Here is a 20064-nt window from a genome sequence, read left to right on the forward strand (position 1 = left end):
GTTCCGCCCGCGTCTTCAGCCGTCGTCGTCGCGCGTCGCCGGGGAACGCTCGAAACGAGCGTTGAACGCCTCGACGAACGCGTTGCGGAGAATCCCGAGGAACGCCTGGAACGCGCTGACGTCCCGCTGGTGGATATTACCGCTCAGGCTCACACGGGTTGCGAACTGGTCTTTGCGCTGGTTCTTCAGCACCGTCTCGCCACCGCCGACCAGCGCCTCCCACACCGAGCGGAACAGGTTCTTGTCGCCATCCTCCACGTCCTGCCGCCAGTTGAACACGTCCACGTCGCGCAGCAGCGGCTTGATGTAGCCATCCAACTGGCCGCGCTTAGCCTGGGCCTCCAGCACCAGGTCGCCGGTGCCGGCATTGAAGTCGAACTTGCCATAGGCGCTGGCGAAGTCGTTGAGCCGCTTCAGCTTGACCCGGGTGACCCGCAGGCGCAGGTCGAAGTCCTCGAAGTCGCTCAGCGGGTCGAAATGCGCCGCCACTTCCAGCGGCGCCTGGCCGAGTATCCGCGCCGTGCCTTCGAGACGCGCCGGCCGCTCGCCCCGGGCGTCGGCCACGTTGGTCAGGTTATAGATGCTGGCGTTGAGCGCCGAGGCGTGCAGGTTTACCGGCGGCTTCGAAGTGAAGTTGCGGAAACGCAGGGTGCCGTCCACCACCCGCACCTCGTTGAGGGTGATCGGCAGCAGCTTGTCCAGTTGCTCGCGCCAGTCGGTGCCGGCACCGGTCTGCGAGGCGTCGCGGTCGCCGCCGGCATCGACGAAGTTGAGCTGCGGACGCTCGAAGACCACCCGCGCCACTACTGCGTGATCATCCCAGAGCGCCTGCCAGCTCACCGACAGGTCGATGCTCGGCGCGTCGAGGAACGGCACCGGCACCTTGCCGTTGTCCTTGACGATGCTCAGCCCGTCGATCCGATACGCGCCGCGCCAGAGCGCCAGGTCGACGTCGGCGATGTGCCCACGGTAGTCGCCCATGTCGGCCAGCTTGCCGTTCAGGTAGTCGCGCACCAGGTACGGCAGCGCCAGGTGCAACGCCAGCAACAACAGAAGCAGCGCCGCCAGGCTGCCCAGGGGAATGGCATAGCGTTTCTTCATCGGTACGGCCCTCCTGGACAGTGGACACGCGCGGCGCGCCGCTGGTTCGAACGCGTCTGGACGCGCGGGCGGGGGCGGAATAGGCTGATTGATCTTTCTCCATGCGACAAGGACACCATCATGAGCCGCATCTTCGCAGACAACGCGCAGTCCATCGGCAACACGCCGCTGGTCCAGATCAACCGCATCGCCCCGCGCGGCGTCACCATCCTGGCCAAGATCGAAGGGCGCAACCCCGGCTATTCGGTGAAGTGCCGGATCGGCGCGAACATGATCTGGGATGCCGAAGCCAGCGGCAGACTGAAGTCCGGCATGACCCTGGTCGAGCCGACCTCCGGCAACACCGGCATCGGCCTCGCCTTCGTCGCCGCCGCACGCGGCTACAAACTGATCCTGACCATGCCGGCGTCGATGAGCCTGGAACGACGCAAGGTGCTCAAGGCGCTGGGCGCGGAGCTGGTCCTGACCGAACCGGCGAAGGGCATGAAGGGTGCGATCCAGAAGGCCGAAGAACTGGTCGCCGGCGATCCCGGGAAGTACTTCATGCCGCAGCAGTTCGACAACCCGGCCAACCCGGCGATCCATGAGAAGACCACCGGCCCGGAGATCTGGAACGATACCGAGGGCGCGGTGGACGTACTGGTCTCCGGGGTCGGCACCGGCGGCACCCTCACCGGCGTCTCGCGCTACATCAAGAACACCCGGGGCAAGCCGATCCTCGCCGTGGCGGTGGAGCCGGTGACCTCGCCGGTGATCAGCCAGACCCTCGCCGGCGAGGAGGTCAAGCCCGCCCCGCACAAGATCCAGGGCATCGGCGCCGGCTTCGTGCCGAAGAACCTCGACCTGTCGTTGGTCGACCGGGTCGAGAAGATCGGCGACGACGAAGCGAAGAACATGGCGCTGCGCCTGATGCAGGAAGAAGGCATCCTCTGCGGCATCTCCTCCGGCGCGGCGATGGCCGCCGCGGTGCGCCTGGCCGAGGAGCCGAATATGCAGGGCAAGACCATCGTGGTGATCCTCCCCGATTCCGGCGAGCGCTATCTTTCGAGCATGCTCTTCGACGGCCTGTTCAGCGAACAGGAACTGACCCAGTAACCACCGACCTGCGGCGCCGCAGCGAACCGGCGCCGCCTTGCGCCAGGCGTATCGAATCATGCTGGAAACCTCGCTCTTCGTAGCCACCCTCGCCACCCTGGGCATGCTCTCGCCCGGCCCGGACTTCTTCCTGATCATCCGCAACGCGGCGCGCTACCAGCGCTCGGCGGCGATGATGACCTCGCTGGGGGTGATCCTCGGCGTGGCCACCCACATGGCCTACTGCGTCGCCGGCCTGGCGGTGCTGATCACCACCACGCCGTGGCTGTTCAACGCGCTGAAGTACACCGGCGCGGTCTACCTGATCTGGATCGGCATCCAGGCCCTGCGCTCGCGCGGCGGCGGCACGCTCGACCTGGCGGTCGGCGGCGTGCAGCGCGGCGGCCACTGGAGCGCGTTCCTCCAGGGCTACCTGTGCAACCTGCTCAACCCCAAGGCCACGCTGTTCTTCCTCGCCGTGTTCACCCAGGTGCTGAGCCTGGACTCCAGCTTCGCCGAGAAGCTCTGGTACGCCGGCATCATCGTCGGCCTCGCCGCACTCTGGTGGCCGCTGCTGGTGGTGCTGATCCAGAGCGCGGTGGTGCGCCGTGGCCTGGCCAGGGCCCAGGGGGTGGTGGACAAGCTGCTCGGCGGCCTGCTGATCGCCCTCGGGGTCAAGGTCGCCCTGAGTTGAGGCAGGCGGGCGGAGCGACGCCCCGCTGCGGTGCCGCCTCCTGTCTGCGGGCCCGCAGGTAAAAGCCGCCCCTTTCCTCGCTTCCGGCAACGCGGGATAAAACCCGGGTGCCGGCCAGCGTTGCCGGCGCCCCCTGAGCGCCGGCGGCGAACCAGTCCGTCGCCGACGCTGTCGTCAGCCGACAGGACACCTACAACAATGAAGACCCGCATCGCTTCCCTCACCCTCCTCGCCCTCGCTTGCGGCAGCGGCGCAACCCTCGCCGCGGACAACCTGAAGATCTACAACTGGTCCGAATACATCGCTCCCGAAACCGTGGCGAACTTCGCCAAGGAAACCGGCATCCAGGCCACCTACGACGTCTACGACAGCAACGAGACCCTCGACGGCAAGCTGATGACCGGCCAATCCGGCTACGACGTGGTATTCCCGTCGAACCACTTCATGGCCAAGCAGATCCAGGCCGGCGCCCTGAAGAAGCTGGACAAGTCCCAGCTGCCCAACTGGAAGAACCTCAACCCGGTGCTGCTCAAGGCCCTGGAGGTCAACGATCCGGGCAACCAGTACGGCTTCCCCTACCTCTGGGGCACCACCGGCATCGGCTACAACCCGGCGAAGATCAAGGCGGTGCTCGGCGACGACGCGCCGCTGGACTCCTGGGATATCTTCTTCAAGCCCGAATACATGCAGAAACTGAGCAAGTGCGGGGTGGCGGTGCTGGACAACGGCCCCGAGCTGCTGCCCATCACCCTCAACTACCTCGGCCTGCCACACCACAGCCAGAAGGCCGACGACTACAAGCAGGCCCAGGCGGCGCTGCTGAAGGTGCGCCCGTACATCCGCTACTTCCACTCCTCGAAGTACGTCAGCGACCTGGCCAACGGCGAGATCTGCATGGTGGTCGGTTTCTCCGGCGACATCCTGCAGGCCGCGACCCGCGCCAAGGAGGCCAACAACGGCGTGGAAGTGCGCTACTCGACGCCGAAGGAAGGCTCGCCGCTGTGGTTCGACATGGTCTCGATGCCGGTCGATGCGCCCGACGAGAAGGCCGGCTACGCCTTCATGAACTACCTGCTGCGTCCCGAGGTGATGGCCGCGATCAGCAACCATGTGCACTACGCCAACGGCAACCTGGCCGCCGACCCGCTGGTGGACGCCGAGATCAAGGCCGACCCGGCGATCTACCCGCCGCAGGAGAAGATGGCCAAGCTGTTCGCCCTGGAATCCATGCCGCAGAAGATCGACCGCGTGCGCACGCGCACCTGGAACACGGTGAAGACCGGCAAGTGAAGCCCGGCGCCGGCCCGGTTTGTCGCCGGGCTGGCGTTTTAGCGCAAGGCTCGCCCACAGGCTCGTCAAATCCCGGACGGCCCGCTATAGTCCCTCTCGTTGTCTTCATCGACCGGATAGCCTCCATGAACCAGCGCTCGCACAGCTCGCTCCCCGCCCTTCCGGTAGCCACCGGCGAGGTCGGCGCGCTCCAGCCGTGCGCCAGCCTGGGCTGCGTTTCCCCTCCTGTAGTCGCCTCGCCTCCGCCTCCCCCTCCCGGTTCGGCCGCCTGCCCGCCGCCGGGCGTCAGTCCCTGACGAGCGCGGTAGCGCCCCAACTCTCTTCCACAGCCCGCCGCAAGCAGCGCCATCCGCTGCCGAGGCGTGCCGTCCGCCGCCGGCCCGAGCCCGCGGCATGCCCGACTACAAGGTGGCAGATCCATGTTTGCACTGAACAAATCCGCACTGGCCGGCCTGGCCAGCACCAGCCTCTTCGTCCTGCTCTGGAGCAGCGGGGCCATCGCCTCGAAATGGGGCCTGGCGCACTCCTCGCCGTTCGCCTTCCTGGTGTTCCGCTTCGGCATCGCCCTCGCCTGCCTGCTGCCGCTCGCCCCGCTGCTCAGGCTGCGCGCGCCGCGCAGCGCGCGTGAGCGCGGCAAGGCCCTGCTCACCGGCCTGGTGATGCTGGGGATCTATCCGATCTTCTATATCTTCTCGCTGAAGCTGCAGGTCACTCCCGGCATGATGGCGACCATCCTCGGCGTGCAACCGATCCTCACCGCCGTCATCCTCGAACGCCGGCAGTCGCCGGCGCGCCTGTTCGGGCTGCTGCTGGGCCTGGCCGGCCTGGTGCTGGTGGTCTACCAGGGCATCGGCCTGGCCGGGATGTCCACGGCCGGCATCCTCTGCGCACTGCTGGCGCTGGCCGGCGTCACCGGCGGCTCGATCATGCAGAAGGGCATCCGCGAGAACCCACTGGGCACCCTGCCCCTGCAGTACCTCGCCGGCCTCGGCCTGTGCCTGGCGTTCGTGCCCTTCCAGCCGTTCGAGTTCGAATGGAACGCCGGCTTCCTGGTCCCCGCGCTGTGGATGGGCGTCGTGGTCTCGGTGGGCGCGACCCTGCTGCTCTACCGGCTGATCGCCCAGGGCAACCTGGTCAACGTCACCAGCCTGTTCTACCTGGTGCCGGCGGTGACCGCGATCATGGACTTCATGGTCTTCGGCAACCGCCTCGGCTGGCTCAGCCTGCTGGGCATGGGGCTGATCGTGGTGGGTCTGATGTTCGTCTTCCGCAAGGCCGGCTGAGCGAACCGAGCGGGTCGCGGCCCGCCCATGGCAGAGCGCGCGCGGATTCAGTTCTGCGCGAGCTTGCCAGCCATCGCCGCGAACCCCGGCCCCGGCACCGCCGTCACATCGCGCGACCCCACCGGCTCGCCGCACTCCGGGCAGACCATGGTCGGCCGGAACTTGTGGCCACAGGCCTTGTGCACATACTCCACCGGAGCGCCGCGGCCCTCGTCGAGCCAGCGGTCGCCCCAATTGGCCAGGGCCAGCAGCACCGGATGCAGGTCGTGGCCCATCTCGGTGAGGCGGTATTCGTAGCGCGGCGGTCGCTCCTGGTAAGGCACCTTCTTCAGCGCGCCCGCCTCCACCAGCCGGCTCAGGCGGTCGGCCAGTACCTGACGGGTGACCCCGAGGCTGGCCTGGAACTCATCGAAGCGGCGCATGCCGAGAAAGCAGTTGCGCAGGATCAGCAGCGTCCAGCGGTCGCCGAGGATCGCCAGGCTGCGCGCCATCGAACAGGGCGTTTCGCCGACTTCTTGCCATTTCATGGGGTTCTCCCGGAAAAACCTCCGTCCATTCTAGGGGGCCGCTTCGGAGCCTGACCAGTTCCAAATTGGAACTTAGTATCCGGCCGAAAAGGTCATGGACCCGGCGCGCTCCTGGCAGGATCGGACAAACCAGCACTACGGACGGGTCCCATATCAGCGCCCGCATAGTAAGTTCCGATTCGGAACTGTAGAAGCGTCGAGCATGAGAGGGAAAGGCCGATACGACGGGGTTCCGTGTGCCGCCCGCGCGTCGTCCTTGCAGCACAGCGTCAGGCAGTCCCGAAAGAACGAAGCCCGCACGGCTGGGGTGCGCCCCAGGTTGCGCCGGCAACGACAACAACGAGGAACACACCGTGACTACGCCGTCCCCGCAATGGAAGAAGACCGCCTGTATCCTCTGCAGCCTCAACTGCGGGCTGGAAGTGCAGACCGAGAATGGCCGCATCAGCAAGATCCGCGGCGATGACGACCACCCCGCCTCGCAGGGCTACGTCTGCGAGAAATCGCAGCGCATGGACTACTACCAGAACGGCGCCGACCGCCTGGACACGCCGATGCGCCGGCGCCCCGATGGCAGCTACGAAGCCATCGACTGGGACACGGCGATCCGCGAGGTGGCGGAGAAGTTCCTCGCCATCAAGCGCAGGCATGGCGGCGAAAGCATCCTCTACTACGGCGGCGGCGCGCAGGGCAACCACCTCGGCGGCGCCTACGGCGACAGCACGCTGAAGGCCCTCGGGGTGAAGTACCGCTCCAACGCCCTGGCCCAGGAAAAGACCGGCGAGTTCTGGGTCCAGGGCAAGATGTTCGGTACCGGCGTGCACGGCGACTTCGAGCATTGCGAGGTGGCCATCCTGATCGGCAAGAATCCCTGGCAATCCCATGGTTTCACCCGCGCCCGCGTGCTGCTCAACGCCATGGCCAAGGACCCCGCGCGCTCGATCATCGTGATCGACCCGCGCCTGAGCGAAACCGCCGCCCTGGCCGACTTCCACCTGCAGATCCGTCCGGGCACCGACGCCTGGTGCCTGGCGGCGCTGGTCGGGATCATCGTCCAGGACGGGCTGCTGGCGCGCGACTGGCTGGCCGAGCACACCAGCGGCTACGAGCACATCGTCGACGAACTGAACGCCATCCCAGTGGCCTACTGCGCCGAGACCTGCGGGGTGGCGGAAGACAAGCTGCGCGCCGCCGCCCGGCGGATCGCCAGCGCCAGCAGCGTATCGGCGCTGGAAGACCTGGGCATGCAGATGAACCTGCACTCGACCCTCGGCAGCTACCTGCAACGCCTGGTCTGGTTGCTCACCGGCCATTACGGGCGCCCCGGCACCAGCAACGCCTTCGTGCCCTTCCTCTCGCTGTCCAAGGCGAGCAAGGGCGATACCTCGATGGGCAAGAAGGGCGCGCCACGCGTCGAGAAGCGCAGCCCGGTGGCCAATGCCAAGATCATCATCGGCCTGATTCCCTGCAACGTGATTCCAGAGGAAATCCTCACCGACCATCCCAAGCGCTATCGCGCCATGCTGGTGGAGACCGGCAACCCGCTGCATTCGCTGGCCGATAGCCAGCGCATGCGCGAAGCCATGCGCGCCCTGGAGTTGTCGGTGGTGATCGACGTGGCCATGACCGAGACCGCGCGCCACGCCGACTACGTGCTGCCGGCGGCGAGCCAGTTCGAAAAAGCCGAGGCGACCTTCTTCAACCTGGAATTCCCGCGCAACGCCTTCCATCTGCGCGCGCCGCTGTTCCCGGCGCGCCCCGGCACCCTGCCGGAAGCGGAGATCCACGCCCGCCTGCTGGAAGCCATGGGGGTGCTCGGCGAGAAAGACTACCGGCCGTTGCGCCTGGCCCTGAAGCTCGGGCGCAAGGCGTTCTCGGCGGCTTTCCTCGCCGCCGCGGCGACCCGCCCCAAGGTCATGAAATACGCGCCGGTCCTGCTCTACCGTACCCTCGGCCCGACCCTGCCCGCCGGCATGGAAGCGGCCGCGGCGATCTGGGGCATCTGCCAACTGCACGTGCTGAACAACCGCAAGACCGCTGCCCGCGCCGGCTTCGACGGGTTGCCGCCGCTGGCCGCCGACCGCCTGTTCCAGGCCATGCTCGACAACCCGTCCGGGGTGGTCTTCGCCGAAACCACCTACGCCGAAAGCTGGCAGGCCATCGCCCGTCCCGAACAGCGGATCAACCTGCACATCCCCGAACTGTTGCCGGAACTGGCCAAGCTCGCCCACAGCGCGCCACCCCACGATCCGGCCTACCCGTTCATCCTCGCCGCCGGCGAGCGGCGCAGCGACACCAGCAATACCGCCGTGCGCGACACCGGCTGGCACCGCCGCGGGCGCTACGGCACCCTGCGCATCAGCCCGCAGGACGCCGAGGCGCTGGGCTGCGCCGACGGCGAGGTGCTGCGCGTGGTGACCCGCCGCGGCGACGTCGAGGCGGAAGTGGAGATCAGCGACATGATGCAGCCGGGCAATATTTCCCTGCCCAACGGCCAGGGCCTGGACTACCGCAACGCCGAGGGCGAGGTGGTGCGCCGGGGCGTGGCGCCCAACGAGGTGACCGACTGCACCCAGCGCGACTTCCTCGCCGGCACGCCCTGGCACAAGTACGTGCCGGCGCGCCTGGAACGGCTGGCGACGCCCGCCGCTACGAACGCCTGAGCCAGGGAGGACGATCATGACCTTCGTCGTGCTGGAAGAATGCATCCGCTGCAAACACACCGACTGCGTGGAAGTCTGTCCCGTGGACTGCTTCTACGAAGGCCCCAACTTCCTCGTCATCCACCCCGATGAATGCATCGACTGCGCGCTCTGCGAGCCGGAATGCCCGGTCGCCGCGATTCGCGCCGAGGACGAGGTGCCGCTCGGGCAACGGCAGTTCATCGCCCTCAATGGCGAACTCGCCGCGCATCCCAACTGGACGCAGATCACCCGCAAGAAGCCGGCGCCCGACGACCACGACGCCTGGTTCGGCCTGCCGGGCAAGCTGGCCGAACTCGACCGCAACGGCGCCTGAGGCGCTGACGGTGCTCAGGCTTCGGCGCGCGAACGCATGAGCCGCCGGTAACGGCGGGTCTGCAGGAGCGCGCCGGCCTGCTGCGCGAGCAACGCGCACAGCGGCGACACCCGTGGGTTGGTCGCCCTGCCCCGGCTCAGCTTGCGCAACTGGAACTTCACCGCGGCCATGTTCGCCAGCGAGGCCAGGGGTTTGTTCCTCCAGGTTATCGGCCGCAACTGCGGCGCCGAGTCCTTGCCGGCGCGCCAGTCGCGCGGCAGGTTCGGCTCGATGGCCAGCGCCGTGCCGATGCCGACCATGTCCACCCCGCTGGCCAGCACCTGCTCGGCCACCGGCCGCCGGCGGATGCCGCCCGTGACCATTACCGGCATCCGCGCCGCCGCGCGGATGTCGCGGGCGAACTCGACGAAGTAGGCCTCGCGGGCCAGGGTCCGCCCATCGCGTGCTTCGCCCTGCATGGCCGGCGCCTCGTAGCTGCCGCCCGACAGCTCGACCAGGTCGACGCCCAGCCCATCGAGCATCCGTACCACCTCGCGGGCATCGTCGGCGCTGAAACCACCGCGTTGGAAGTCGGCGGAATTCAGCTTCACCGCCACCGCGAAGCCAGGGGCAACCTCGGCGCGCACCGCCCGGACGATCTCCAGCAGCAGGCGCGCGCGATTCTCCAGGGAGCCGCCCCAGGCGTCGCTGCGGCGGTTGCTCAGCGGCGAGAGGAACTGGCTGAGCAGGTAACCGTGGGCGGCATGGATCTCCACCCCGCTGAAGCCGGCCCGCTCGGCCAGGCCGGCGCTGCGGGCGAACCGCTGGATCACCTCGGCGATCATCGCCTCGTCCATCGCCTTCGGCGTAGCGAAGTGCCTGGACATCCCGCCCAGTTCCAGCGGCACCGCCGAGGGCGCCCAGGCCTGCTGGCCGAGATTGGCCTGCATCTGCCGGCCGGGATGGTTGATCTGCAACCAGAACTGCGCGCCGGCGGAACGCCCGATGCGCGCCCAGCGGCGGAATTTCTCCAGTTGCGCGTCGTCTTCCAGGACCACCCCGCCGGGGCCGGTCATGGCACGGCTGTCGACCATCACGTTACCGCTGATCAGCAGCCCGGCGCCGCCGTCGGCCCAGGCCTGGTAGAGGCGCATCAGGCGTTCGGAGGGGGCCTGCGCGGCATCGGCCATGTTCTCCTCCATGGCGGCCTTGGCGAGGCGATTGGGAATGGTCGAGCCGTTGGGAAGCGTCAGCGTGTCGAACAGGTTCATGGGCCTACCTCATGAGGACAGTGGCCCGACGATAAGATTGAAGTCGACTTCAAGGTCAACGCTTTTTTTTGCCACGCCGCCCGGGCCCCGACCAGGTGCCGGGAGCGCGCCCCGGCACCCGGCGCGCTCAGCCGCGGATGAAGGCCAGCAGGTCGGCGTTGATCACCTCGGCCTGGGTGGTCGGCATGCCGTGCGGGAACCCCGGATAGGTCTTCAGCGTGCCGTTGCGCAGCAGCTTCGCCGAGAGTACGCCGGAATTCTCGTAGGGCACGATCTGGTCGTCGTCGCCATGCATCACCAGCACCGGGATGTCGATGCGCTTCAGGTCATCGCTGAAGTCGGTCTGGGAAAAGGCCACGATCCCGTCGTAGTGGGCCTTGGCGCCGCCCATCATGCCCTGCCGCCACCAGTTGCGGACGATCCCTTCCGAGGGCTGCGCCCCGGGACGGTTGTAGCCATAGAACGGGCCGGCGGGAATGTCCTGGTAGAACTGCGCGCGATTGGCCGCGAGCTGCGCCTGGAGATCGTCGAAGACGCTCTTCGGCAGGCCGCCCGGATTGCCCTCGGTCTTCACCATCAGCGGCGGTACCGCGCTGATGATCGCCGCCTTCGGCACCGGGTCGTCGGGATAGCGGGCGATGTAGTGGACGACCTCGCCGCCGCCGGTGGAATGGCCGACATGGATCGCCCCGCGCACCCCGAGGCGCTCGACCACCGCCGCCACGTCGTCGGCGTAGTGGTCCATGTCATGGCCGTCCCAGACCTGGCTGGAACGACCGTGGCCACGGCGGTCGTGGGCCACTACGCGAAAGCCCTCGGCGAGGAAGAACAGCATCTGCGCATCCCAGTCGTCGGAACTCAGTGGCCAGCCATGATGGAAGTAGATCACCTGGGCGTCGCGCGGCCCCCAGTCCTTGTAGAAGAGTTCGACGCCATCCTTCGTTGTCACGTAACCCATGTCGCTTCTCCCGATCGGTGTGGATGCAGGCAACGGCGCCACCCTGCGGCCGCCGTCCCCTGTGTAGAGTAGAAAGCCGCCTGCGTTGCGCCGCCTGGACGAGGAAAACGCGACCGGCGGTAGCGCCCATGCGGCCTGGCGAACCCGTCGATGGAGGCGAGTTCGTCGCCCAGCCGTGAAACCACCCTAGGCTTGAAGTAGGCTTGAAGGTCAACGCGTTTCGAGGTGCGACATGAAAATCGGCGAACTGGCCAAGCTCACCGGCCTGGCGACATCGCGCATCCGCTTCTACGAGGCCAGCGGCCTGATCCGCTCGCAGCGCAAGGCCAACGGCTACCGCGACTATGCGGCAGATACCGTGTGGATCCTGGAGTTGGTCACCGGCGCCCAGGGCGCCGGCTTCTCCCTGGAGGAGATCGCTCGCCTGCTGCCGAGCGGCGACGGCGCCTGGCAGCACGGCGAGCTGCTCGAAGGCTTGCGCCGCAAGGTGGCCGAGATCGAGGCCCTGCAACGACGCCTGGAACAGAACAAGGCACAATTGCTGGTGGCCATCGAAAGCATCGAGAACAAGCCGGACGGTCTGCAGTGCACGGAAAACACCCAGCGCGTGCTGGAGCGCCTGCGCGAGGAAGGCCCTCCACAGACGGTCGGGCGTCCACGGCAAACCCGCTCGCGGGGGGCCTCTTCCACGCCGGCGGAGCAGCGGCTTTCCGACGCTTGACCTTGAAGTCGACTTGAATCTTAGAGTGACACCAACCCACCCGGACAGCCTGCCGAAACCGGCTGCCGAAGGGATCACTCACCGAGGAAGGTCAACGCAATGACCAAGCGCATCCTGCACGTCGTCACCAACGTCGCCCACTATGCCGATCCGACCCAGCCCACCGGGCTGTGGCTGTCGGAGTTGACCCATGCCTACGAGATCTTCGCCGCCCGGGGCTACCAGCAACGCCTGGTCAGCCCCCGCGGCGGCGAGTCGCCGCTGGAGCCGCGCGCCCTCGGCTGGCCCCACGCCGACGCCAGCGCCAAGGCCTGGCTGGCCGACGAGGCGCGCCTGGCGCTGCTGGCCGACACCGCCGCTCCCGAGCAGGTCGACGCGGAGGCCTTCGACGCCATCTATTTCACCGGCGGCCACGGCGTGATGTGGGACTTCCCCGACGACGCCGGGCTGCAGCGCCTGACCCGCGAGATCTACCAGCGCGGCGGCATCGTCTCGTCGGTCTGCCATGGCTATTGCGGCCTGCTCAACACACGCCTGGACGATGGCCGCCTGCTGGTCGCCGGGCGCCGCCTGACCGGCTACTCCTGGATCGAGGAAGTGCTCGCCGGGGTCGCCCGCAAGGTGCCGTACAACGTCGAGGAAGAAATGAAACGACGCGGCGCGCTCTACGAAAGAAGCCTGCTGCCGTTCACCAGCAAGGTGGTGGTCGACGGCCGCCTGGTCACCGGGCAGAACCCGCAGTCGGCCAAGGCCACGGCCGAGCAGGTGGCCGCCCTGCTCGGCTGAACACGCGGCGCGTCAGTCCTGCGCGCGCCTCATCTGGAAGTCGTGGCGCCGCTTGCCGATGAAGAACGACATCTGCATCGTGCCGTCGGCCAGGGGCCGCAGGATCGTCGCAGTGCTGGTCGTGTGGTAGGGGTCGAACTCGTCGAAGGGCGACCTGACATGGATGGAGCCGCCATCGTCCGGTTCCGCCTTGCGGGCTTCGCGACGCGGCGGCCTACGCCAGTGGCTTGAGCATGAGGAAGTTGCGCACGCTGTAGTAGCCCTGCGAATCCTGCCAGTCGAGAGCGGCCAGGTTCTGCATGCCGGCCTCCCACGGCTGGTTGTCGAACAGCGCCTCCACCGTGCGCTGGTTGCCGAAGGCACAGAAGAAATGCCGGAACCAGTGCAGGCGCGCGTCCAGCGGCTCGGCGCGGATCGCCCGCTCGATGCTCGGGAACAGCCCGGCCGGCAGCGGCGGCGCCTTGCCCTCGGCGCCGCGCAGGCCGAGGTTGCCGATATGCACCTCGAAACGCCGCTCGCCGATCTCCCAGGTCTCCACCATCACCTGGTCCTCCTCGGCCTGGCCCCAGAGCGCGGAAAGCAGCACGTGGAAAGAGTTGGAGGCGAAGTTACGCAACGCGTCCTGCAAGCCGTCCTCGCCGCTGCCGATGCCGGCGAAGGCTTCCTGCAACTGGCGCTCGTCCTCCAGCAGCACGTCGACATCCAGCCGCCCGGTCTTCTCCCCCGCATACCAGGTGGCGCGGATCGCCGGTAGCCGCCCGGCTGGCGCCACCCATTCGCCGTGCACGACGCACTCGATCCGGTGGGATTCGAACAGAGCAGCCAGATGCTGCGAGACGGAGACCGCTTCCATGGGTTGTCCTTGCATGGTCGAGGGCGCGCCGCCGAGGCGCTGCCCGGAAAGCCCGGCGAGGCCGGGCGAAACGCGGCATAGGGTAGCGCAGATCGGAACCCTCGGCGCCGCCAGCTTCGCCACGCTGGCGCAGCGACAGCCAAGAGCCCTACTGCCGTCGCTGCTGCGAGCGGGGCCTCGTCCACCTGGCTGGTCTGGCGCAGGCGTGGGACAGGTCGGGCCGAAGCACCCTCCCAGGCCCTGGCCGAGAACTCGGGCGCATAGGCAGGGAAACGCATCGGTAACGATGAGCCGGACGTAGTGCGCAGGAACCCGGAAGGGAATGCGACATCAGATTTTTCTGTTTGGCAACGTCCGCGGCTGCTTCATGTGTTGGCCGAACAAGAATGACCATCGGCAAGCCCGCGACGTTGTTCTGCGTCTGTCCTTCAGACCGACTCGACGGTGACCCAGTAACGCGTCAGGTAGCGCACGCGCACCGGCAGCGACTTGCCCAGGTTCTGCAGGACCGCGTCGATCCGGTCCAGGCGGTAGGCGCCGGAAAGGCGCAGCTCCGCCACCTCGGCGGCGCAGCGCAACACCCCGGTGCGATAGCGGGACAGCTCGGCGATGAACTCGCCCAGCGGCCAGTCCACCACCGTCAGCACGCCCTGCGTCCAACTGCCTTCGCCTTCGCGCAAGGGCGTCGACGAGTAGCCGCGTCGCTCGTCGAAGAGGGCCTGCTGGCCGGCTGGCAGGCGCATCGGCCGGGTCGGCGTTTGCAACGGGCGTAGCTCCACTGCATGGCTGAGGACGCAAACGCGCGTGCGCGGCCCCTCGCAACGCACGCTGAAACGGGTTCCCAGCGCGCGCACGCTGCCTTGTGCGGTGTGCACGAGGAACGGGCGAGCGCTCTGCGCGCTTTCCACGAGGATCTCGCCCCGCCACAGGTACGCCTGGCGCAGGCTTTCGTCGTAGGCCAGGTCCAGCGCGGTGGCGCTGCTCAGGTCGACCCGGGTACCGTCCGCCAGGCGCAGTTGGCGGCGTTCGCCGACGCCCGTGCGCTCCCCGGCGAGGAGCGCACGGTAAGGCAGGCCGCCGCTCGCCAGCCAGCCGCTACCCGCGGCGCAGGCCAGCAGGGCGAGCGTCTTGAGCAGCGCTCGGCGCCGCGCACGCACGCCTGCCAGCGTGTGCAGGGAGGTCTCCGCCGGCAGCGCCGCCCATTGGCCCTGCAAGCGCTCGATACGCTCCCAGGCCCGACGGTGTCGCGGGTCGGCCTCCAGCCATTCGCGCCAGGCCTGGCGCTCGCCATCGTTCGGCGGTTCCGCGCCGAAGCGCACGTACCAGGTGGCGGCGGCCTCCAGCACCTCGATCTCCAGTTCCATGGTCAGTCCTTGCAGAGCAACAGGCAGCGGGTCATGGCGCGAACCATGTGGTTCTCCACGGTGGTCATCGAGACGCCCAGGCGCTCGCCGGCCGACCTGTAGGTAAGCCCTTCGAGCTGTACCGCGAGGAACACCTGGCGGGTACGCTCGCCCATGCCGTCGAGGGCGAGGTCGATGGCAGTCAGGGTCTCCAGGATCGACAGTCGCGTTTGCGCTGGAATGTCCAGCGGCTCCGGCCGCGCGGCCAGGCTGTCCAGATAGGCCTGCTCGGTGGCGCAGCGGCGGAAGCTGTCGCTCATCAGCGCCCGGACGCTCGCGCTCAGGTAGCAGCGCGGTTCGCGGAGGGCCTCGGCGCTACGCGAGGCGAACACGCGCACGAAGGTGCCGTGGGCGAAATCGGCGGCATCCTGGGCATTGCCCAGGCACAGGCGAAGCCATTGCCGGAGCCGGCTTCCATGCTCGACGCGGGGTTTGCCTATCGAGGCCGTCGGGCACACTGGCCGTTCTTCTTGCGGTGGATGGGGGCTGGCGGGAGGGAGCATGGCAGTCCACGACACTTATGATAATGAGTCTCATTCTATTTACGCCCGAAGCGGAACTGCAACTGCGCATGCGATCGCCCGGCAGCGCCACCGTTCGGCGCCCAGCACGGCTCGAAACGCCCGCAGGTCTAGACTTCCACGGTCGCCCCCGCCCATGGAGACCCAGCCATGATCAGCAAGAACACCATCTGCCTCTGGTACGACAGTGCCGCCCTGGAGGCCGCGACCTTCTACGCCGAGACATTTCCTGACAGCGCCGTGCTGGCTGTCCATCGTGCGCCCGGCGACTACCCTTCCGGCAAGGAGGGTGACGTGCTGACGGTGGAGTTCCGGGTGATGGGCATTCCCTGCCTCGGCCTCAACGGCGGCCCGGCCTTCCGCCACAGCGAAGCGTTCTCCTTCCAGGTCGCCACCGACGACCAGGCCGAGACCGACCGCCTGTGGAACGCCATCGTCGACAATGGCGGCGAGGAAAGCGCCTGCGGCTGGTGCCGCGACAAATGGGGCATCTCCTGGCAGATCACCCCGCGCGTTCTCAGCGAAGCCATCGCCAGCCCCGACCGCGCGGCGGCCAGGCGCGCCTTCGAGGCGATGATGACGATGGGCAGGATCGATATCGCCACCATAGAGAAGGCCTTCAAGGGCTGAGCGCCCCAACGCCTTGCAGAGGAGTACCGAAATGGATCGATTCACCGGCGGCTGCCTCTGCGGCAAGGTCCGCCTGGTGGCGAGCGGCCAGCCCTATCGGGTCGGCCTCTGCCACTGCCTCGACTGCCGCAAGCACCACGGCGCGTTGTTCCACGCTTCGGCGATCTTCCCCGAGGAGGCGGTGAGCATCGAGGGCGAGACCCGCGACTACGCCGGGCGTTTCTTCTGTCCGCAGTGCGGCTCGTCGGTGTTCTCGCGCAGCGCCGACGAGATCGAGGTCAGCCTCGGCGCCCTCGACGCTCCCGACCAGTTCCAGCCCACCTACGAACTCTGGACCATCCGCCGCGAGGGCTGGTTGCCGGCGTTTCCGCTGGCACGGCACTATGAAAGGGATCGCGAAGGCGACGGCCGTAGCGAAGAGTGACGTTATTCCGCCAGGAGAAGGGAGGCAGCATGGACGAACTGTTCGAAGAGCACCTGGAGATCGCCAAGGCGCTGTTCGCCCAGCGCTTGCCGTACTGGTGCGATGTCTTTCTGCGCCCGGCCGACCGGGCTTTCAACGCCTACCTGAATGCCCGCGGCCAGGCCTCCACCTACCTGGTGCTCGAAGGCTTCGATCCGGTCTATATTCCTCGCGGCTGCGACCTCGACGCCGTGCGCGCGACCGCCAGGGCCAGGGCGCGACTGAGAGAAGCGGGGCTGGGCGAAGACGCGCTGCCCGTACTGCTCTGAGCGCAGGCCGCCAGTATCGCGGAAGCATCTGCTGGCAATTCCTCCCACCGCACTGTCCGCCAACGGAAGGCTACATGAACGCCCACCCCTACCTGCTCCGTCTCGCCGCCGGCCTGGCGCTGCTCCTGCCGGCCGCCTGCACGTCCCCTGCCCCGCCAGCACCGAACCTGACCGCGCTGTTCGCCGACGCCCTGCACTGCCGCGGCGACTTCCCCGACGCCCGCGACCGCGCAACCGCCGAGCGCCTGCGCGCCGAGGGCGTCGAAGTGCTGGATCGCGCGCCCGGCGAGACCCTCGACCTGCTCTACCGCTTCGCCACCCCGCTGCGCATCGACGGCAGCCTGGTGAACGCGGTGCGGGTACGCGGCGACAGCGGCGTGCTGGTGATGGCCTACGCCGAGGGCGACCTCGAAGACTTCGCCCGGCGCCAGGGCGCGACGCCGTACCCGGCGGAACGCGCCGCGCTGGATGGTTTCGGCGAGCTGGAGGTGCTCTACAGCCGGCCGCTGTCGCCGCGTCCCGGCCTCGACGAAAGCCCGCCGCGCCTGGTGATCGGCCGCGGGATCGAGGCGGCGGCGCAGGCGTTCCGCTGGGGCTGCCGGAGCTACGACGGTTGAGCAGGCGCTCCGCCAAGCCTGGCACCCGGAACTCGTAGCGGTTTTCGTCGCCTCCGGCGAGGTCAGGGTTGGAGACATGGCCCTCGGGGCAATATGCTGTGGCCATGACACACGCTGTGAGCGACTATCGATGCCAGGGACTGCACTGTTCGAAAAGCCACGCTGGTTGCGCGACCTCCTGCGCTTCCTGCCCCTCAAGAGTCAATTCGTCCTCTCCGGGAACATCCGCGACCTGCAAGCCTGTGAAGTGGTGCCGGGTACGGTTACCGCGCAGAGCTTCAACCAGACCCTCTGCGACGCCCTGCTGGACGCCGGCTACACCCAGGTGCTGGCCTGGGATCCGCTGGCCGGGTTCCGCGTGCTCGGCCGGCCGGGCAGCGAGGCGGGCGCCACTCCGCAGGTGCTTCTCGACCTCGGCCTGACCCCGGTGGACGGCGCCGCGCCGGCCGGCATCGACCTGCTCAGCGCAACCCTGCAACGCCTGGTCAACCGTAGCGGCGAGTCGATCGCCCTGATCGTCGACTTCGCCTCGCGCCTGGCGGTGCGCAACGACGCCCTGAGCGCCGCCGAGCATCAGTTGTTCACCCAGGCCCTGGTACTCTCCCACCAGGCCCGCAGCCGTCCCGCCGGGGAACAGCGCAAACCGTTCTTCAACAGCGTGCTGTGGGTGGTGGAAAAGGAAGGCGACCTGCCCGACTGGCTGCTGGTGGACAACCCGCGCCTGCGCCATATCCCGGTGTCGAAGCCCGACCAGGCGGCGCGCCGGGCCCTGGCCCCGGCGCTGCTCCGCGGGCTCGGCGGCGCGGGCGTCGCCGAGGAGGCCCTGCAACAGGCCGCCGCGACCTTCGTCGAGAACACCGAAGGCCTGCTGCTCCTCGATCTCAACGCCATCGTCCAGCTGGCGCGCGTGGAAGGCCTGGCCATGGAACGCATCGCCGACGCCGTGCGCCGCTACAAGGTCGGCGTCACCGAAGACCCCTGGCTGAAGATCGACCGCCAGCGCATCCGCCAGGCCGACGAGATCGTCCGCCGCCGGGTCAAGGGCCAGCAGCACGCGGTGACCCACATGCTGGACATCGTCAAGCGCGCGATGACCGGGGTCGGCGCCAGCCGCAAGGGCAACCGCCCGCGCGGCGTGGCCTTCCTCGCCGGGCCCACCGGGGTCGGCAAGACCGAGCTGGCGAAGACCGTCACCAGCCTGCTGTTTGGCGACGAGAGCGCCTACATCCGCTTCGACATGTCCGAGTTCAGCGCCGAGCATGCCGACCAGCGCCTGATCGGCGCGCCGCCCGGCTACGTCGGCTACGACGTCGGCGGCGAACTGACCAACGCGATCCGCGAAAAACCCTTCAGCGTGGTGCTCTTCGACGAGATCGAGAAAGCCCACCCCCGGATCCTCGACAAGTTCCTGCAGATCCTCGACGACGGCGTGCTCACCTCCGGGCGCGGCGATCGCGTGTACTTCTCCGAGGCGCTGATCGTGTTCACCTCGAACCTGGGCATCTACCGCCAGGGGGAAAACGGCGAACGGGTCGCCAACGTGCTCCCCGGCGAGCCCTTCGAGGCGGTGCAGGGCAAGGTCCACGGCGAGATCGAGCGCTACTTCAAGCTGGTTCTCAACCGCCCGGAAATCCTCAACCGGATCGGCGAGAACATCATCGTCTTCGACTTCATCCGCGCCGACGTCGCCGAGCAGATCTTCACCCAGATGGTCGACGGCACCTTCGCCGACCTCCGCGAGCAGCGCCTCGTCATCGAACTGGCCGAGGCGCCGCGCCAGGCGCTGCACGACCTCTGCCTGGGCGACCTATCCAACGGCGGCCGCGGCATCCGCAACCAGCTCGAAGCGCGCCTGCTCAACCCGTTGTCGCGGGCGCTGTTCGACCAGGACGCGCAGCCGGGCGAGCGCTTCCTGATCAGCGCCCTGGACGCCGACGGCCTGACCCTGGAACGCCGCTGAGATGGAACTGAGCCTGTCGCGGGTGCACTTCCCGGTGACCACCCTGGGCCCGGGACGGCGCCTGGGCATCTGGTTCCAGGGCTGTAGCATCCGCTGCCCCGGCTGCATCTCCGCCGATACCTGGGGGCCGGGCAGGCGGCGCATCGCCCTGGCACGCCTGCTCGCCGACATCCAGCCATGGCTGGAGCAGGCCGAGGGCATCACCGTCTCCGGCGGCGAACCCTTCGAGCAGTTCGCTGCCCTCCTCGCCCTGCTCGGCGAACTGCGCCAGCGCAGCCGCGCCGACATCCTGGTCTACAGCGGCTACCCGCTGGAGCATCTGCACGCGCAACTGGAACAGGCCGCCGGGCTGATCGACGCGCTGATCAGCGACCCCTACCAACAGCACGCCGAACAGAGCCTGGCCCTGCGCGGCAGCGACAACCAGCGCCTGAGCCTGCTCACCGACCTCGGCCGCTCGCGCCTTGGCGGCTACCAGCGGCCACTGCGCGAAGACGACAAGGCCCTCGACCTGATGTTCGACCATGACGGCAGCGTGTGGATGGCCGGCATCCCGCGCCGCGACGACCTGCTGCGGCTACAGGACCTGCTGCGCGAACAGGGCCACCAACTTAGCGTCAGCGCCCATCGGCCGCGCTGAATGGAT

General features: G+C 68.1%; 21 protein-coding genes. 14 read left to right on the plus strand and 7 right to left on the minus strand.

Features of this window, described 5'->3' with window-relative positions:
- Positions 1–15 precede the first annotated feature (15 nt).
- The gene (locus M6E97_RS06085) at positions 16–1101 is read right to left on the minus strand and encodes a DUF748 domain-containing protein (protein ID WP_033939006.1); all 1086 of its coding nucleotides are present in this window, start codon (positions 1099–1101) and stop codon (positions 16–18) included.
- A gap of 120 nt (positions 1102–1221) precedes the next feature.
- On the opposite strand from M6E97_RS06085, the gene cysK reads away from it, so the two are divergent.
- From cysK to M6E97_RS06105, 4 genes are all read left to right on the plus strand, one after another.
- Positions 1222–2196, plus strand: coding sequence for a cysteine synthase A (cysK, locus tag M6E97_RS06090; protein WP_003090573.1), 975 nt, complete (start codon positions 1222–1224; stop codon positions 2194–2196).
- A 58-nt stretch (positions 2197–2254) separates the two neighbouring features.
- Positions 2255–2869 carry a LysE family translocator gene (locus M6E97_RS06095; RefSeq protein WP_033942309.1) on the plus strand — a complete coding sequence of 205 codons (615 nt, stop codon included), beginning with the start codon at positions 2255–2257 and terminating at the stop codon, positions 2867–2869.
- Positions 2870–3067: 198 nt separating this feature from the next.
- Positions 3068–4159 (plus strand): polyamine ABC transporter substrate-binding protein, encoded by a 1092-nt coding sequence (locus M6E97_RS06100; RefSeq protein WP_003090575.1) that lies wholly within the window; start codon positions 3068–3070, stop codon positions 4157–4159.
- A gap of 419 nt (positions 4160–4578) precedes the next feature.
- Positions 4579–5442, plus strand: coding sequence for a DMT family transporter (locus tag M6E97_RS06105; RefSeq protein ID WP_003119465.1), 864 nt, complete (start codon positions 4579–4581; stop codon positions 5440–5442).
- 47 nt (positions 5443–5489) lie between these two features.
- Here the strand turns inward: M6E97_RS06105 and M6E97_RS06110 are convergent, their stop codons facing one another.
- The gene (locus M6E97_RS06110; protein WP_003090577.1) at positions 5490–5969 is read right to left on the minus strand and encodes a winged helix-turn-helix transcriptional regulator; all 480 of its coding nucleotides are present in this window, start codon (positions 5967–5969) and stop codon (positions 5490–5492) included.
- Between the two features lie 353 nt (positions 5970–6322).
- Between M6E97_RS06110 and M6E97_RS06115 the strand changes: the two genes are divergently transcribed.
- Entirely contained in the window at positions 6323–8632 is a 2310-nt protein-coding gene (locus M6E97_RS06115; RefSeq protein ID WP_033939349.1) for a molybdopterin oxidoreductase family protein, read from the plus strand.
- 16 nt (positions 8633–8648) lie between these two features.
- Complete coding sequence (fdxA, locus tag M6E97_RS06120; RefSeq protein WP_003090580.1) at positions 8649–8987, plus strand: ferredoxin FdxA; 339 nt, start codon at positions 8649–8651, stop codon at positions 8985–8987.
- A gap of 14 nt (positions 8988–9001) precedes the next feature.
- On the opposite strand, the gene M6E97_RS06125 is transcribed toward fdxA, so the two are convergent.
- A complete protein-coding gene (locus M6E97_RS06125; RefSeq protein ID WP_003114387.1) occupies positions 9002–10237 on the minus strand; it encodes an NADH:flavin oxidoreductase/NADH oxidase family protein in 1236 nt (411 codons plus the stop codon).
- 127 nt (positions 10238–10364) lie between these two features.
- Positions 10365–11195, minus strand: a complete 831-nt coding sequence (locus M6E97_RS06130) for an alpha/beta fold hydrolase (RefSeq protein ID WP_003101542.1) — start codon at positions 11193–11195, stop codon at positions 10365–10367.
- A gap of 232 nt (positions 11196–11427) precedes the next feature.
- Between M6E97_RS06130 and M6E97_RS06135 the strand changes: the two genes are divergently transcribed.
- Positions 11428–11916 (plus strand): MerR family transcriptional regulator, encoded by a 489-nt coding sequence (locus M6E97_RS06135; protein WP_003110523.1) that lies wholly within the window; start codon positions 11428–11430, stop codon positions 11914–11916.
- 99 nt (positions 11917–12015) lie between these two features.
- Complete coding sequence (locus M6E97_RS06140; protein WP_003131041.1) at positions 12016–12702, plus strand: type 1 glutamine amidotransferase domain-containing protein; 687 nt, start codon at positions 12016–12018, stop codon at positions 12700–12702.
- A 214-nt stretch (positions 12703–12916) separates the two neighbouring features.
- On the opposite strand, the gene M6E97_RS06145 is transcribed toward M6E97_RS06140, so the two are convergent.
- From M6E97_RS06145 to M6E97_RS06155, 3 genes are all read right to left on the minus strand, one after another.
- Positions 12917–13555, minus strand: a complete 639-nt coding sequence (locus M6E97_RS06145) for a DUF6348 family protein (protein WP_003090593.1) — start codon at positions 13553–13555, stop codon at positions 12917–12919.
- Between the two features lie 428 nt (positions 13556–13983).
- Entirely contained in the window at positions 13984–14919 is a 936-nt protein-coding gene (locus tag M6E97_RS06150; protein WP_016254227.1) for a FecR domain-containing protein, read from the minus strand.
- A 2-nt stretch (positions 14920–14921) separates the two neighbouring features.
- Positions 14922–15461, minus strand: coding sequence for a sigma-70 family RNA polymerase sigma factor (locus M6E97_RS06155; protein WP_170869914.1), 540 nt, complete (start codon positions 15459–15461; stop codon positions 14922–14924).
- Positions 15462–15629: 168 nt separating this feature from the next.
- Here M6E97_RS06155 and M6E97_RS06160 point away from each other — a divergent pair, with 168 nt between their 5' ends.
- The 6 genes from M6E97_RS06160 to M6E97_RS06185 all read left to right on the plus strand — a co-directional run bounded on the left by M6E97_RS06160 (position 15630) and on the right by M6E97_RS06185 (position 20058).
- Positions 15630–16109 carry a VOC family protein gene (locus M6E97_RS06160; protein WP_003090600.1) on the plus strand — a complete coding sequence of 160 codons (480 nt, stop codon included), beginning with the start codon at positions 15630–15632 and terminating at the stop codon, positions 16107–16109.
- 31 nt (positions 16110–16140) lie between these two features.
- Positions 16141–16533, plus strand: coding sequence for a GFA family protein (locus M6E97_RS06165; RefSeq protein WP_003090602.1), 393 nt, complete (start codon positions 16141–16143; stop codon positions 16531–16533).
- A gap of 29 nt (positions 16534–16562) precedes the next feature.
- Entirely contained in the window at positions 16563–16841 is a 279-nt protein-coding gene (locus tag M6E97_RS06170) for a hypothetical protein (RefSeq protein WP_003090604.1), read from the plus strand.
- 74 nt (positions 16842–16915) lie between these two features.
- Positions 16916–17458 carry a hypothetical protein gene (locus M6E97_RS06175; protein WP_033939347.1) on the plus strand — a complete coding sequence of 181 codons (543 nt, stop codon included), beginning with the start codon at positions 16916–16918 and terminating at the stop codon, positions 17456–17458.
- Positions 17459–17534: 76 nt separating this feature from the next.
- Positions 17535–19418 carry an AAA family ATPase gene (locus tag M6E97_RS06180; protein WP_079381527.1) on the plus strand — a complete coding sequence of 628 codons (1884 nt, stop codon included), beginning with the start codon at positions 17535–17537 and terminating at the stop codon, positions 19416–19418.
- A gap of 1 nt (position 19419) precedes the next feature.
- The gene (locus M6E97_RS06185; RefSeq protein ID WP_023111634.1) at positions 19420–20058 is read left to right on the plus strand and encodes a 4Fe-4S single cluster domain-containing protein; all 639 of its coding nucleotides are present in this window, start codon (positions 19420–19422) and stop codon (positions 20056–20058) included.
- The last annotated feature ends 6 nt before the right edge of the window (positions 20059–20064 follow it).

This window comes from Pseudomonas sp. B111 (genome assembly GCF_026428275.1).
In the GTDB taxonomy this organism is placed as follows: Bacteria; Pseudomonadota; Gammaproteobacteria; order Pseudomonadales; family Pseudomonadaceae; genus Pseudomonas; species Pseudomonas aeruginosa.

Excerpts from the sequence above, each read along its gene's own strand:
- M6E97_RS06140 (WP_003131041.1), top strand. The coding sequence starts at position 12,016 with ATGACCAAGCGCATCCTGCACGTCGTCACCAACGTCGCCCACTATGCC.
- M6E97_RS06135 (WP_003110523.1), top strand. The coding sequence starts at position 11,428 with ATGAAAATCGGCGAACTGGCCAAGCTCACCGGCCTGGCGACATCGCGC.
- M6E97_RS06145 (WP_003090593.1), bottom strand. The coding sequence starts at position 13,555 with ATGGAAGCGGTCTCCGTCTCGCAGCATCTGGCTGCTCTGTTCGAATCC.
- M6E97_RS06155 (WP_170869914.1), bottom strand. The coding sequence starts at position 15,461 with ATGCTCCCTCCCGCCAGCCCCCATCCACCGCAAGAAGAACGGCCAGTG.
- M6E97_RS06185 (WP_023111634.1), top strand. The coding sequence starts at position 19,420 with ATGGAACTGAGCCTGTCGCGGGTGCACTTCCCGGTGACCACCCTGGGC.
- M6E97_RS06130 (WP_003101542.1), bottom strand. The coding sequence starts at position 11,195 with ATGGGTTACGTGACAACGAAGGATGGCGTCGAACTCTTCTACAAGGAC.
- M6E97_RS06160 (WP_003090600.1), top strand. The coding sequence starts at position 15,630 with ATGATCAGCAAGAACACCATCTGCCTCTGGTACGACAGTGCCGCCCTG.
- M6E97_RS06100 (WP_003090575.1), top strand. The coding sequence starts at position 3,068 with ATGAAGACCCGCATCGCTTCCCTCACCCTCCTCGCCCTCGCTTGCGGC.
- M6E97_RS06170 (WP_003090604.1), top strand. The coding sequence starts at position 16,563 with ATGGACGAACTGTTCGAAGAGCACCTGGAGATCGCCAAGGCGCTGTTC.
- cysK (WP_003090573.1), top strand. The coding sequence starts at position 1,222 with ATGAGCCGCATCTTCGCAGACAACGCGCAGTCCATCGGCAACACGCCG.
- M6E97_RS06085 (WP_033939006.1), bottom strand. The coding sequence starts at position 1,101 with ATGAAGAAACGCTATGCCATTCCCCTGGGCAGCCTGGCGGCGCTGCTT.
- M6E97_RS06125 (WP_003114387.1), bottom strand. The coding sequence starts at position 10,237 with ATGAACCTGTTCGACACGCTGACGCTTCCCAACGGCTCGACCATTCCC.
- M6E97_RS06105 (WP_003119465.1), top strand. The coding sequence starts at position 4,579 with ATGTTTGCACTGAACAAATCCGCACTGGCCGGCCTGGCCAGCACCAGC.
- M6E97_RS06165 (WP_003090602.1), top strand. The coding sequence starts at position 16,141 with ATGGATCGATTCACCGGCGGCTGCCTCTGCGGCAAGGTCCGCCTGGTG.
- fdxA (WP_003090580.1), top strand. The coding sequence starts at position 8,649 with ATGACCTTCGTCGTGCTGGAAGAATGCATCCGCTGCAAACACACCGAC.
- M6E97_RS06150 (WP_016254227.1), bottom strand. The coding sequence starts at position 14,919 with ATGGAACTGGAGATCGAGGTGCTGGAGGCCGCCGCCACCTGGTACGTG.
- M6E97_RS06110 (WP_003090577.1), bottom strand. The coding sequence starts at position 5,969 with ATGAAATGGCAAGAAGTCGGCGAAACGCCCTGTTCGATGGCGCGCAGC.
- M6E97_RS06175 (WP_033939347.1), top strand. The coding sequence starts at position 16,916 with ATGAACGCCCACCCCTACCTGCTCCGTCTCGCCGCCGGCCTGGCGCTG.
- M6E97_RS06095 (WP_033942309.1), top strand. The coding sequence starts at position 2,255 with ATGCTGGAAACCTCGCTCTTCGTAGCCACCCTCGCCACCCTGGGCATG.
- M6E97_RS06180 (WP_079381527.1), top strand. The coding sequence starts at position 17,535 with ATGGCCCTCGGGGCAATATGCTGTGGCCATGACACACGCTGTGAGCGA.